The organism is Paracoccus bogoriensis, from assembly GCF_019431455.1.
Lineage (GTDB): Bacteria > Pseudomonadota > Alphaproteobacteria > Rhodobacterales > Rhodobacteraceae > Paracoccus > Paracoccus bogoriensis.
Genome location: NZ_JAHYSR010000001.1, coordinates 126,485 through 139,552 on the forward strand (window position 1 = coordinate 126,485; position 13,068 = coordinate 139,552).

At 66.2% G+C, this 13,068-nt stretch carries 13 protein-coding genes; 8 read left to right on the forward strand and 5 right to left on the reverse strand.

Features of this window, described 5'->3' with window-relative positions; all coding sequences use genetic code 11:
• Positions 1-64: 64 nt before the first annotated feature.
• Complete coding sequence (locus KY389_RS00620) at positions 65-547, reverse strand: CAP domain-containing protein (protein ID WP_219828771.1); 483 nt, start codon at positions 545-547, stop codon at positions 65-67.
• Between the two features lie 61 nt (positions 548-608).
• On the reverse strand, positions 609-1,160 hold the full coding sequence (locus KY389_RS00625; protein ID WP_219828772.1) for a CAP domain-containing protein: 552 nt from the start codon (positions 1,158-1,160) through the stop codon (positions 609-611).
• A gap of 237 nt (positions 1,161-1,397) precedes the next feature.
• Between KY389_RS00625 and KY389_RS00630 the strand changes: the two genes are divergently transcribed.
• Positions 1,398-3,281, forward strand: a complete 1,884-nt coding sequence (locus tag KY389_RS00630) for an acyl-CoA synthetase (RefSeq protein ID WP_219828773.1) — start codon at positions 1,398-1,400, stop codon at positions 3,279-3,281.
• A 40-nt stretch (positions 3,282-3,321) separates the two neighbouring features.
• On the opposite strand, the gene KY389_RS00635 is transcribed toward KY389_RS00630, so the two are convergent.
• Genes KY389_RS00635 through accD form a run of 3 tightly spaced genes read right to left on the reverse strand, consistent with a single transcriptional unit; the run spans position 3,322 to position 5,970 of the window.
• Complete coding sequence (locus tag KY389_RS00635; protein WP_219828774.1) at positions 3,322-3,687, reverse strand: DUF983 domain-containing protein; 366 nt, start codon at positions 3,685-3,687, stop codon at positions 3,322-3,324.
• Between the two features lie 51 nt (positions 3,688-3,738).
• Positions 3,739-5,007, reverse strand: coding sequence for a bifunctional folylpolyglutamate synthase/dihydrofolate synthase (locus KY389_RS00640; protein WP_219828775.1), 1,269 nt, complete (start codon positions 5,005-5,007; stop codon positions 3,739-3,741).
• A 60-nt stretch (positions 5,008-5,067) separates the two neighbouring features.
• Positions 5,068-5,970 (reverse strand): acetyl-CoA carboxylase, carboxyltransferase subunit beta, encoded by a 903-nt coding sequence (accD, locus tag KY389_RS00645; RefSeq protein ID WP_219828776.1) that lies wholly within the window; start codon positions 5,968-5,970, stop codon positions 5,068-5,070.
• 87 nt (positions 5,971-6,057) lie between these two features.
• Here accD and cls point away from each other — a divergent pair, with 87 nt between their 5' ends.
• From cls to KY389_RS00680, 7 genes are all read left to right on the forward strand, one after another.
• A complete protein-coding gene (gene cls / locus KY389_RS00650; protein ID WP_219828777.1) occupies positions 6,058-7,485 on the forward strand; it encodes a cardiolipin synthase in 1,428 nt (475 codons plus the stop codon).
• Positions 7,486-7,552: 67 nt separating this feature from the next.
• Positions 7,553-7,861, forward strand: coding sequence for a 4a-hydroxytetrahydrobiopterin dehydratase (locus KY389_RS00655; protein WP_219828778.1), 309 nt, complete (start codon positions 7,553-7,555; stop codon positions 7,859-7,861).
• A gap of 135 nt (positions 7,862-7,996) precedes the next feature.
• Positions 7,997-8,782: a DUF6478 family protein gene (locus KY389_RS00660; RefSeq protein WP_219828779.1), complete on the forward strand. Its 786-nt coding sequence runs from the start codon at positions 7,997-7,999 to the stop codon at positions 8,780-8,782.
• Between the two features lie 10 nt (positions 8,783-8,792).
• Positions 8,793-9,158 carry a hypothetical protein gene (locus KY389_RS00665; RefSeq protein WP_219828780.1) on the forward strand — a complete coding sequence of 122 codons (366 nt, stop codon included), beginning with the start codon at positions 8,793-8,795 and terminating at the stop codon, positions 9,156-9,158.
• A gap of 172 nt (positions 9,159-9,330) precedes the next feature.
• Positions 9,331-10,431: a carboxynorspermidine decarboxylase gene (locus tag KY389_RS00670; RefSeq protein ID WP_219828867.1), complete on the forward strand. Its 1,101-nt coding sequence runs from the start codon at positions 9,331-9,333 to the stop codon at positions 10,429-10,431.
• A gap of 36 nt (positions 10,432-10,467) precedes the next feature.
• Positions 10,468-11,694, forward strand: a complete 1,227-nt coding sequence (locus KY389_RS00675) for a saccharopine dehydrogenase family protein (protein ID WP_219828781.1) — start codon at positions 10,468-10,470, stop codon at positions 11,692-11,694.
• A gap of 117 nt (positions 11,695-11,811) precedes the next feature.
• Complete coding sequence (locus tag KY389_RS00680) at positions 11,812-13,029, forward strand: AI-2E family transporter (protein WP_219828782.1); 1,218 nt, start codon at positions 11,812-11,814, stop codon at positions 13,027-13,029.
• Positions 13,030-13,068 lie beyond the last annotated feature (39 nt).

The following is a 13,068-nucleotide window of genomic DNA, read 5'->3' on the forward strand; positions in this document are numbered from 1 at the left end:
CGAGGCCGGCGACGCGGCGGCGGGCGTCCCGGCCAGCCGGGCCGACCGCGAAGCCTGCGCAGCGTCAGCGCGGCGCCGCCAGGATCAGCGCCCAGTAGGTCTGGCCGTTCGCGGCGATGGCCCAGGCCAAGCCCGCATCGCGCAGGCGGCCATTGACCAGGTTGGCGCGGTGCGGCGGCGACTGCATCCAGGTCGCGACCATCGTGTTCTCGTCTCTCGGGCCGACGCCGATATTCTCGGCCGCGATGCTGGTGCGATAGCCCATGCTGCGCAGGCGCTGGCTGGGTGGCGAACCGTGATCCAGCCGCCCCTGCCAGGCCATTCGACATGCCTGCTGCGACGCTGCCTGAACGAGGACCGGGTGCAGGGAGAGGGGACTTGCGCCCTGGGCGCTGCGACTGCGGTTGATGATCTGCAATGCGGCCGACAACCGCTCTGGCGGGAGGGGCGTGCATTGCGCCGTCGATGCCTCTTGCGGCAGCCCCGATTGAGGCGGCAGCGCGAGCCAAGCCGCAATCAGCAAGGTCTGGATATGGCCTCGGCCCATGATCGCGTTCCTTCGATAGCAAGCGCGAGGCGCCCTGACCCGCGTGATGCGCGCGTCAATGTCATCTGCGCCGGTTCTGGCTGGGCGCCGAGTAGATCGCCGCCCAATAGCGCGTCCGGCCATCCGCGGCCAGCGCCTGGCCGATTCCCACATCGCGGATCTGCGGCAGCATCATGTTCGCACGATGCCCGGCCGAGATCGTCCATTCATGCAGCACTTGCTCCAGAGAAAAGCGGCCCGCGGCGATGTTCTCGGCCGAGATGGCGGGGCGGTAGCCCAGCGCCCTCAGCCGGTCGCCCGGTCCCGAGCTCGTGCTGCCGACATGGGTCATGCGCCCGCGCCTCGCCATGTCGCAGGCATGGCGCGCCGCGGCATCGGCCAAGAGGCTGTTGGCCTGAAGCGGCGGCAGCCCGGCCTGTCTGCGTGCCGCATTGGTCCGGGCCGCAATGCGCTGATTCTCTGCAGTGCTGGTCGCGATGCAGGTCGCGTCGCCCGGCTGGCCGACCTGGACCGCATGGGGGTCATGCACCTTTTGCGGTGACGTGGCGGGCGCGCCGCAGGCGGCCAGGGCGAGGCAGAACGGCAGGCAGAAGGCGGTTGGCTTTGTCGTCATGTCACGGGTTCTGGATATTGCAGTCGGGTGCGACGATAGGCAAGTTTTCTGAACGCTTGATTAATGCGTCATCGCAGGCTCTCTGCCAGCCGCGCGCCGCCCCCTTGGTTGGCTTTGACGCGGCGTTCCGTCGCGATCGGTGCCCGCGAGGGGTTGCCCCGTTTTCACGCTTGGGCACATTGTCGGCCAACGAGACGCGAAGGCCAAGCCGCGAGGGGGCGGTCAAGGGAGGAGAGAATGGCAAAGTTCAGCACCTATGCAGATCGCGACCGGATCGAGCAGGAATGCCCCTATGAGGCGCGCAACCTGCCGGTGACCATCCACGAATTCCTTTCGGCCACGGCGGCGCGATTTCCGGACCGTCCGGCCATCTCGTTTCAGCTTCTGTCGGGGCCGAACGATCCCGCCACCACGCTGACCTGGTCCGAATTGCTGGCCCGTGTGACCGAGACGGCGAACCTGTTTCGCAGCCTGGGTGTTGGCCCGACCGATACCGTCGCCTATCTGCTGCCCAACAGCATCGAAACGCCCGTGGTCCTGTTGGCGGGCGCAACGGCGGGCATTGTGAACCCGATCAATCCGCTTCTGGACGCGACCCAGATCGCGGGCATCCTGCGCGAGACGCGCGCCAAGGTTCTGGTCACACTGAAGGCCTTCCCCAAGACCGACGTGGCCCAGAAGGCCGCCGAGGCCGTGGCTCAGGCGCCCGGCGTGACCCACGTGGTCGAGATCGACCTGAACCGCCATCTGCGCGGCCTCAAGCGGCTGATCGTGCCGCTGATCCGGCCCAAGGTGAAGGTGACGCACAAGGCCAAGGTGCTGGATTTCGAGGCCGCCGCCAGCGCGCGCAACCACAACCGGCTGGAATTCGACGATCCGAAACAGGACCGCGTCGCGGCCTATTTCCACACCGGCGGCACGACGGGCACCCCCAAGGTCGCGCAGCACAAATACAGCGGCATGATCTATAACGGCTGGCTTGGCGGCACGCTTCTGTTCGACGAAACCGATGTGCTGATGTGCCCCTTGCCGATGTTCCATGTCTTTGCGGCCTATCCGGTGCTGATGTCCTGCATCGCGTCCGGCGCGCATGTGGTCATGCCTACGCCCGCAGGCTATCGCGGCGAGGGGGTCTTCGACAATTTCTGGAAGCTGATCGAACGTTGGCAGGCGACGTTCCTGATCACCGTGCCGACCGCCATCGCCGCGCTGATGCAGCGCCCGGTCGATGCCGACGTCAGCACGCTCAAGACCGCCATTTCGGGCTCGGCCCCGCTGCCGATCGAGCTTTACAACCGCTTCAAGGCGGCCACCGGCGTCGAAATCGCCGAAGGCTACGGCCTGACCGAAGCGACCTGTCTGGTCAGCTGCAACCCGGTGGACGGGCTGAAGAAGGTGGGCTCGGTCGGGGTGCCTCTGCCCTACACGCATGTCCGCATCCTGAAGCATGACGATGCGGGCCGGGTGCAGGAATGCGCGACCGATGAAGTGGGCGAGATCTGCGTGGCCAATCCGGGCGTCTTTCCCGGCTCGACCTATACCGAGACCGACAAGAACCATAAGCTGTTTGCCGAGGACATCTATCTGCGCACGGGTGATCTGGGGCGGATCGACGCGGACGGCTATCTGTGGATCACCGGCCGGGCGAAGGATCTGATCATCCGCGGCGGGCATAATATCGACCCCGCCGAGATCGAAGAGGGGCTGCTCTCGCATCCCGCGGTCGCCTTTGTCGGCGCGATCGGCCAGCCCGATGCCTTTGCGGGCGAGCTGCCCTGCGCCTATGTCGAACTGGTGGCCGGCGCCTCGGTCACGGTCGAGGAACTGGCCGCCCATGCGCGCGAGCATATCCATGAACGTGCCGCCATCCCCAAGCATATCGAGATCCTGCCCGAACTGCCCAAGACGGCGGTGGGCAAGATCTTCAAGCCTGATCTGCGCAAGCTGGCGATCACCCGCATCTATGACGATGTGCTGGCCGGAACCGGCGCGCGGGTCGAGACCGTGCGCGAGGACAAGAAGCGTGGTCTGGTCGCCTATCTGAACCGAGACGGCGCTGTGGACGAGGCCGAGATCCGCAAGCGGCTGGGGCAGTTCACGACGCCTTGGGATTGGGCATAATGCCGCGACGGGGCCGGGCGGATCGCCCGGCCTTTTGCGGTCAGGCGCCGCGATCCTGTTCGTCCTTGGCCCAGAGATAGCCGATGAAGGCGCCCTTGATCAGACGCAGCATGACCAGCGTGGCAATGGTCATGATGACGCTGACCACGATCAGCAGCGTCACCGGGTCCAGCCTCCAGATGGCCCAGATGAAGCCGATGACCGGGATCAGCAGCAAAAGCGCCGCCGTCATGGCGAAAAAGGCCGGACCATCCGCCGCCGGATAGCGGCCAAGCGGCGCGCGGCAATGAGGACATTCTTCGTTCACGGTCAGAAATCCACGCAGCAACCGGCCTTCGCCGCAATTCGGACAGCGGTTGACAAGGCCGCGCATCACGGACTGACGACTGTCACGGATCTCGGTCATCCTGCACCTCCTGGGGGCACAACGAACGGCAGGCCGAGGGGTTGCGCGGCTTCAGCCATTCTCGCGCAGGACGCGACCGGCCAGATAGAGCGAGCCGCAGATCAGGATACGCGCCTGCGGCTCGGCTGCGGCCAGCGCACGGATCGCGGTGGCGGCGTCGGGCGCGGTCGTCGCGGCAATGCCGCTGTCGGTCGCGTGGCGCGCAGTCTCGGAGGCGGGCAGGGTGTTCGGCTCGCCGGGAATGTCGATGGCGGTCAGGCTGGCGGCATGGGCGGCCAAGGGACGCAGATAGCCCGAGACATCCTTGGTATTCAGCATCCCGCAGACCAGATGCGTGGGGCGCGGCGGCAGGGCGGCCAGGGTCGCGGCCAGAGCCTCGCCGCCTGCCGGGTTGTGGCCGCCATCCAGCCACAACTCGGCCTGGCCCGCCAGATCGACCAGCGGGCCGCGCGTCAGGCGCTGCATCCGGGCGGGCCATTCCGCGCGCGTCACGGCGGCGCGGGCCTGCGCCTCGGTCGCGCCAAGCGCGCGCAGGGCGGCCAGCGCGGTGCCGGCATTCTGGATCTGGTGCGGCCCGATCAGGTTGGGCAAGGGAAGATCCCAAAGGCCGTGTTCGTCCTGGAACACCATCCCGTCGCGGTCGGGCTGGATCGCCCAGTGCTGGCCATATGCGATGATCGGCGCGGTCAGGCCCATCGCGCGAGCCTCGATCACGCGCAGCCCTTCGTCGGATTGCGGGGCGACGATGACGGGCACGCGGGGCTTGATGATGCCCGCCTTTTCCGCAGCGATCAGGGCGACGGTCTCGCCCAGATATTGCTGATGATCCAGCGAGACGGGTGTGATCACGGTCAGGCGCGGGTCCGTGATCACATTCGTCGCATCAAGACGCCCGCCCAGCCCCACTTCAAGCAGCGTGTAATCGGCGGGAACGCGGGAAAAGGCCAGAAAGGCGGCGGCGGTCGTGATCTCGAAGAAGGTGATCGGCTGGCCGTCATTGGCGGCCTCGCATTCCTCCAGAGTGGCGGCCAGCATCTCCTCGGGGATCAGCTCGCCCGCAAGACGGATGCGTTCGTGAAAAAAGGCCAGATGCGGCGAGGTATAGGCATGGACCCGCGCGCCCCCGGCCTCCAGCCCCGCGCGGATCATCGCCAGCGTGCTGCCCTTGCCGTTCGTGCCCGCGATGTGGATGACAGGCGGGATCTTGCGTTCGGGATGGCCAAGCGCGGCCAGAATGCGGTGCATCCGGTCCAGCGAAAGGTCGATGATTTTGGGGTGCAGCGCCATCAGGCGCGACAGGATCTGGTCGGATCGGCTCATGCACGCGACCTTCTGCGGACGGGGGCGGGCGGTCCGCCCCGGACCCCGTATGATGTCGAATCAGGCCTCGGTCGTGGCCGGTTCCGGGGCGGGCAGGTCGGCGCGAGTGGGCGCGGGCTGTCCGGTAAGCATCCGCAAAATCGAGATCAGCTCGTCGCGCAGCGCCTTGCGGTGGGTTACGCGGTCAAGCATCCCGTGCTCCAGCAGGTATTCGGCGCGCTGGAAACCCTCGGGCAGTTTCTCGCGGATGGTCTGTTCGATCACGCGCGGGCCGGCAAAGCAGATCAGCGCGTTGGGCTCGGCGATCTGGATGTCGCCCAGCATGGCGTAGCTGGCCGTCACGCCGCCCGTGGTCGGATGGGTCAGCACGACGATATAGGGGATGCCCGCCTCCTTGAGCATCTTGACCGCGACGGTGGTGCGCGGCATCTGCATCAGCGACAGGATACCCTCCTGCATCCGGGCGCCGCCTGCGGCGGAAAAGAGGACCAGGGGCTTGCCGGTCTGCACTGCGCGTTCGGCGGCCGCGATGATCGCGTTGCCGACATACATGCCCATCGAGCCGCCCATGAAACTGAAATCCTGACCCACCGCGATGACCGGCGTGCGGCCCATCTCGCCCTCGGCGACCAGCATGGCCTCTTTCTCGCCGGTGGATTTCTGCGCCGCCTTCATCCGGTCGGGATATTTCTTCTGGTCGCGGAAATGCAGCGGATCGGCGATGGGTTCGGGAACCTTCACCTCGACGAAGGCGCCGCCGTCGAACAGCGCCGCAAAGCGCGCCCGCGGCGTGATCGCCAGATGGTGGTCGCAATTCGTGCAGACATTGAGGTTGTCGCTGAGTTCGCGATGGAACAGCATCGTCCCGCATTCGGGGCATTTCGTCCACAGGTTCTCGGGCACTTCGCGCCGCGAGAACAGCGAGTTGATGCGCGGGCGGACGTAGTTCGTGATCCAGTTCATCGCGAATGGCCTTGGCTGCTTCAGCGCCTCAGATAGGCCCGAAGGCAGGGAATTGCAATTACCGGGGTCCGCGCGGATGATGCGCGCATGTGGGCCAGCCTGTTCTTCGTGATGCATACCACCTTGTCGCTGGCCATCGTGGCCCGCGTGCTGCTGCGCCCCAGGGTCGAGCCGTCGATCCGGCTGGCCTGGATCATGGTGATCGAGGCGGTGCCGCTGATCGGCATCGTCGCCTATCTGCTGTTCGGCGAGGTCCGGATGCGCCAGGCCGATGTGCAGCGCATGGCCGATGCCCGCGACCGCCTGACCGGCCTGAGCAGCCAGAGTGACCTGATCGCCGTCGAGCCGCCCGATGCCGTGCGCCCCGTCGTGGCCGCCAATACCGCCGTGGGGGGGATGCCCGTCCTGTCGGGCAACCGGCTTCGCCTGCTGGAGGAATCGGACGCGGCCATCGACCGGCTGGTCGAGGCGATCGACGCGGCGACCGATCATGTTCATATCCTGTTTTACATCTGGCTGCCCGATGCCAGCGGCACCAAGATCGCCGAAGCCGTGATCCGCGCCGAAGCGCGTGGCGTCGAGTGCCGTGTGATCGTGGACGCACTCGGCTCGCGCGGGCTGGTGCGGTCGGACCTGTGGGAGCGGATGAGCCGGGCCGGCGCGGAATGCGTCACGGCCTTTCCCATCGGGCTGCCCTTCATCAGCATCCTGTTCCAGCGGCTGGATCTGCGCAATCACCGCAAGATCGTCGTGATCGACAACCGGCTGGCCTTTACCGGCAGTCGCAATTGCGCCGACATGGCCTTTGCCATCAAGCCGCGCTACGCGCCCTGGGTCGATATTCTCGTCTCGGTCGAGGGGCCGGTCGTGCGACAGTTGCAGACGGTCTTTCTGGCCGACTGGATGAGCTATACGGGCCGCGACCTGGGCCAGATGCTGCAAGCGGTGGACCCCGTTGCCACGCCGGGCGCGCTGACCCAGGTGGTGGCGACGGGGCCGGACCTGCGCGCGGGTAGCGTATCGGATTGCCTCTCGGGAATGCTGCACCAGGCGCGCGAGCGGGTGGTCATCACCACGCCCTATTACGTGCCGGACGCGGCCCTGGATGCCGCAATCCGGGCCGCCGCGCTGCGGGGCGTGCAGGTCACCATGATCCTGCCCGCGCGCAATGACAGCCTGGTCGTGGGCGCGACCAGCCAGGGCTTTTATGACGGGCTTCTGGCCGCTGGCGTTCAGTTGATGCTGTTCGAGCGCGGCCTGCTGCATTCCAAGATCATGACCGTGGACGGGCGCATGGCGATGATCGGCAGCGCCAATCTGGACCGCCGCAGTTTCGAGCTGAACTACGAAGTGAACATCGGCGTTTTCGATCGCGACTTCATCGCGGCTCTGGACCGGCGGCAGGCCAGCTACGCGGCGCGATCGCGGAGGCTGACGCTGGAGGAAGTCCGCGGCTGGAGCGCGGCGCGGCGGCTGCGCAACAATCTGCTGGCCATCGCCTCGCCGCTTCTGTAACCGCCGCGGGCTTGCTCTGGCGCGCGGGACGGGGCCAGATGGGGGCAACCGGAATCAGGGGGAAACAATGTCGGGCAGCGATGCAGGGAACCACCGGCTGACGGATCGTCAGATCGCCGACAGGTTGGCTACGCTTGAAGGCTGGGTCCGGTCGCCGGACGGGGTGCGGATCAGCCGCCGGTTCACCTTCAAGGGGTTCGCGCCTGCCGTCGAGATGGCCAATCTGGCCGCCTGGCTGGGCAACCGGCGCGACCATCATCCCGACATCGCCTTTGGCTGGGGCTATTGCGAGGTGAGCTATACCACCCACGATGCCGGCGGTCTGACCCAGAAAGATCTGGACGCAGCGGCAGCCTTGAATGCGCTGGTCGCCTGACGCGGCCTTGCCGAGGGGCGCCCCGCGCCTTATCCCCATCTGGCGTGGCGACCGGGCATGGCCAGCAGCGGGGCTGATCGGCCTGCAAAGCCGGTCGCGGCATGTGCCTGTCAGCGATTTGAGGGTTTGCGGTTCATGAGACATCTGGAACGGAACTGGCTGTCACGGCGTATCCGCCGCCGCGCCACGCTGCATTGGGAGGCGATCCTGTCATCGTTCAAGGATGACGCAGGACCGCTGCGTGCCAGCACCCGCGCCGAGGCGCTCAGGCTGCATGGGATCCTGGGGCGGCTGCTGCACCGGTCCGATGCCGCGCTGAGCGCGACGCGCGGATCGCTGGCGCGAATGGCGCTGCCCGCCGGCACCGACTGGCGCTGGCGGCCGCAGATCCTGCAGGCGCGCATCGATCAGCGTTCGCTGGTCGCGCCAGCAAGTGGGGCATGGCTGTCGCCGGAGGTCTCGCTGCATCACGATTGCCCCGACCGCGCGGTGATCCTGCGCCAGCGCCGCAATCGCCGCCAGACCGACCTGACCGATTACGCGCTGGTGCTGGAGGTTCTGGGCTTTCGCGGCAACTACCTGTCCTGTTCGCTCGCCTTGCCGGCCGAAGCCGTGCGCGATCTGGCAGGCTATCATATCATCCGCCTGGACGCGCTGCTGGACGCCGAACGGCCGATCACCCTCTATGCGCGACTGAACGTCCAGCAGGGCCCGAACACCGAGACGATGCTGCGAAAGATGGACGACGATCTTCAGGGCAGGGACGCCGGGCGCGTGATCGAATTCGACCTTGGCCATGCCGAGCTTTCGGCGCGCAAGGTGGACAAGGCCTGGATCGACCTGATCCTGGAAGCGCCCGTCATGAACGCCGTGACGCTGCGCGACATTGTCCTGTCGCGTCATCCGCGCGCCCAGATGTGAGGAACAGATGATGCTGCACTTCGAAAGCCATGGTGTCAGGGGCGGAACATGGCACGGCCTGCTGTCGGGCGGCGCGGCGCCTGACCGCGTGGTTCTGTCCCATCAGGGCGAGATCCTGGCTGAGGCGAGGCTGACCCCGGAGAGCGAGGGTTGGCGGGTCGAGGTCGATCTGCCCGGCGCGGTCGTCTCGGACGGGGTGCAGACGCTGATGCTGCTGGCCGAGTCGGGCAGCGAGCCGGCCCTGACCCTGGCGCGGCTGGCGCTGTTGGCGGGGCGCCCGCTCGAGGATGATCTGCTGGCCGAGATCGCGGCCCTGCGCGCCGAGCTGGAACTGGTCAAGCGAGAACTTCGCAAGATGGCGCAGCCGCAGGGCTGAGGCCCGCCTTGCCGACGCGGGGACGGGGTGCGCCGCGTCATCGGCCTGTCACGCTTTCTTGCGAAAAGCGGGGCCGGTCTTTATATCGCGGGTTCCGTTGTCTCGTGATGACCGCCCGCCCGACAACCCGACCGCCGACCAGAAGGCCCGACAAGAAGGTTCGCCCATGACCCTGCCGCAGACGCCCCATTACCTGATCGACCTTGCCCGGCTGCGCGAGAACATGGACAAGATCGCCCATCTGCGCGAGGCGTCGGGCGCCAGGGCGCTGCTGGCGCTGAAGTGCTTTGCCACCTGGTCGGTTTTTGACCACATGCGCGATTTCATGGACGGCACGACCTCGTCGTCGCTCTACGAATTGCGGTTGGGGCGCGAGACCTTCGGCAAGGAGACCCACGCCTATTCCGTTGCCTGGGCCGATCACGAGATCGACGAGGCGATCGGCTATGCCGACAAGATCATCTTCAACAGCCTTGGCCAGCTTGACCGCTTTTCCGACCGTGCAGAGGCAGCGGGGATCGCGGCCGGGCTGCGGCTGAACCCGCGCTTTTCCACCTCGGGCTTCGATCTGGCGGACCCGGCGCGGCCCTTCTCGCGGCTTGGGGAATGGGACATGGCGCGGCTGGAACAGGCGCTGGACCGCATCAGCGGCGTGATGATCCACTACAATTGCGAGAACGCGGATTTCGATCTGTTCGACCGGCAACTGACCCGGATCGAGGACGAATTCGGCGCCCTGCTGCACCGGCTGGACTGGGTTTCGCTTGGCGGGGGCATCCACTTCACCGGCCAGGGCTACCCGCTGGACCGTCTGGCCGCGCGGCTGCGCGCCTTCCAGGACCGGTTCGGCGTGCAGGCCTATCTGGAACCGGGCGAGGCCAGCATCACCGAGACGACCACGCTCGAGGTCAGCGTGCTGGACATCATCGACAACGGCAAGCAAATCGCCATCGTGGACAGTTCGACCGAGGCGCATATGCTGGACCTGCTGATCTATCGTCAGGACGCCAAGCTGCCCGACGAAGGGCCGCATGAATACCAGATCGCAGGCAAGACCTGTCTGGCGGGCGACATTTTCGGCACCGCGCGCCTGGCTCGCCCGCTGGAAGTCGGGGACCGCATCAGCATCCGCGACGCGGCGGGCTATACGATGGTCAAGAAGAACTGGTTCAACGGCGTGGCCATGCCCGCCATCGCCCACCGCCACGAGGACGGAACGATCCGCACCGTCCGCAGCTTCGACTATGACGATTACAAGGCCAGCCTTTCCTGACGGCCTCCCATCCTCTGCCACCTGAAGGAGACAGAATTGGCGAAGAAGAACGTGCTCATCATCGGTGCGGGCGGCGTGGCGCAGGTCACGGCCCACAAGGTCGCGCAATGGGCGGCCGAGTTCGGCGACCTGCATATCGCCAGCCGCACGCAGGCCAAGGCCGATGCGATCATCGACAGCCTGCGCGACAAGGGCCACCAGATGCCCTTTGCCAGCCACAGGCTGGACGCGATGGACGCGGATGCGGTCGAGGCGCTGATCCGTCAGCTTGACGCAAAGATCGTCATCAATGTCGGCACCGCCTTCATCAACATGACCGTGCTGGAAGGCTGCATCCGCGCAGGCGCCGCCTATATCGACACGGCGATCCACGAGGATCCGGCCAAGATCTGCGAAACGCCGCCCTGGTATGCCAATTACGAATGGAAGCGGCGCGAGGACGTGGCCAAGGCGGGCATCACCGCCGTTCTGGGCGCGGGCTTCGATCCGGGCGTGGTCAATGCCTATGCCCGTCTGGCCGAGGACGAGTATTTCGACAAGATCGACAGCATCGACATCGTGGACATCAACGCGGGTTCGCATGGCCGCTGGTTCGCCACGAATTTCGACCCCGAGATCAATTTCCGTGAGTTCACCGGCACGGTCTATTCCTGGCAGGGCGGCGAATGGAAAACGAACAAGATGTTCGAGGTCGGCCGTGAATGGGATCTGCCCGTCGTCGGCAAGCGCACCGCCTATCTTTCGGGCCATGACGAGGTTCACAGCCTGGCCGCGCGCTATCCCGATGCGGATGTCCGCTTCTGGATGGGCTTCGGCGAACATTACATCAACGTATTCACGGTTCTCAAGAACCTTGGCCTTCTGTCCGAACAGCCCGTGACCACCGCCGAGGGGCTGGAGGTCGTGCCGCTGAAGGTTGTCAAGGCCGTTCTGCCCGATCCGGCCAGCCTTGCCCCCGATTACGAAGGCAAGACCTGCATCGGCGATCTGGTCAAGGGCACCCGCGACGGTCAGCCCGGCGAGGTCTTCATCTACAACGTCGCCGATCACAAGGAAGCCTATCTTGAGGTGGGCAGCCAGGGGATCAGCTACACGGCGGGCGTGCCGCCGGTCGCCGCCGCCATCCTGATCGCCCGCGGGCCCTGGGACGTGAAGAAGATGGTCAATGTCGAGGAACTGCCCGCGCGGCCCTTCCTTGAACTTCTCGGCGACATGGGCCTGCCCACCCGCGTCATCGACGCCCAGGGCGACCGCCCGATCTGATCCGGGGCACAAGCGCCGACCACCGCATCCGCAGGCGGGCCGGAACAACCGGCCCGTTTGTTGCGTTCGTGGCGCGTATCTCGGGTGCAATCCAGCCGCCCGTGTCGGGGGAACAGCATGGCCGGTCCGGGGGGACATCACTTTCCGCGCATGGCGCAGGGCTCGGCGCGCCGGGCGAACTGGGCGATCATCGGCATCTTTCTGGTGCTGGCCTTCGCGGCCATCGCGGCGGCGCGAGAATTTCTCATGCCCGTCACGATGGCGGTTCTGCTGTTCTTCGTCTTCACACCCCTGCGGCGCCTGGCGCAGCGACGCGGCATTCCCGACGGGATCACGGCGCTTGGCGTCACGCTGTCGATCCTGCTTGTCGTCAGCGTCATCGCCTATGCGGCCAGCGGTCCCATCTCGCGCGCAATGAACAACATGCCGCTGATCAGCTCGCAGCTGGAACAGAAGTTCGAAAGCCTCCGCGACAGCGTCAGCGATCTGCGCGACGCCGCCCGACGCATCGAGAATGTCGGAACCGAAACCGAACTGCCCGCAACGATCCGGATCGAGCAGGGCGGCGAAACCACGCTTGGCATGGTGGTGAAGTCGGCGCCGCTGCTTCTGGCCCAGATCATGTTCACGCTGGTCCTGCTGTTCTTCATGATGGCCTCGGGCGACCTGCTCTATCTCAAGATCGTTCAGAGCTTCGACCGGATGCGCGACAAGCGCGCCGCCTATCTGGCCCTGCGCGAGATCGAGGAATCGCTTGGCAATTACCTGGGCGCGATCACGCTGATCAACGCGGGGCTGGGTCTGGCGGTGGGTCTGGCCATGTGGGCCTGGGGAATGCCCGCGCCGCTTCTGTTCGGGATCGGCGCCTTCGTGCTGAACTTCATCCCCTATCTCGGCTCGATCGCGGGGGTGATCATCTCGACGCTGGTCGCGCTGATCGTGATGCCCGATCTTTTCTGGCCGCTGATGGTCGGGCTGACCTATCTGGGCCTGACCACGCTCGAAGGGCAGATCGTCACGCCCTATTTCGTCTCGCGCAGGCTTCAGATGAACACGGTGGTCGTGTTCCTGGCGGTTGCGCTTTGGGCATGGCTCTGGTCGGTGATCGGCATGGTGATCGCGGTGCCGGTTCTGGTGGTGTTGCGGGTTCTGGCCGAACATATTCCCGGATGGGAGAAATTCGGGAACTTCCTCGCCGGAGAGGCCCCGCCTGCCCTTGAGGACGAGACCGAGGAAGAGGCTCGCGACCTCATCGAGGCCGGCGCCGCGGCCGAGGATCACGACACCGCCCGCGCCGCAACCGCTCCCCTTGTCGGCGAGGATCCCCAAGCCTGAGCGGCAAAGGCTCAACGTCAGACGGGCCGCTTCCTGCCA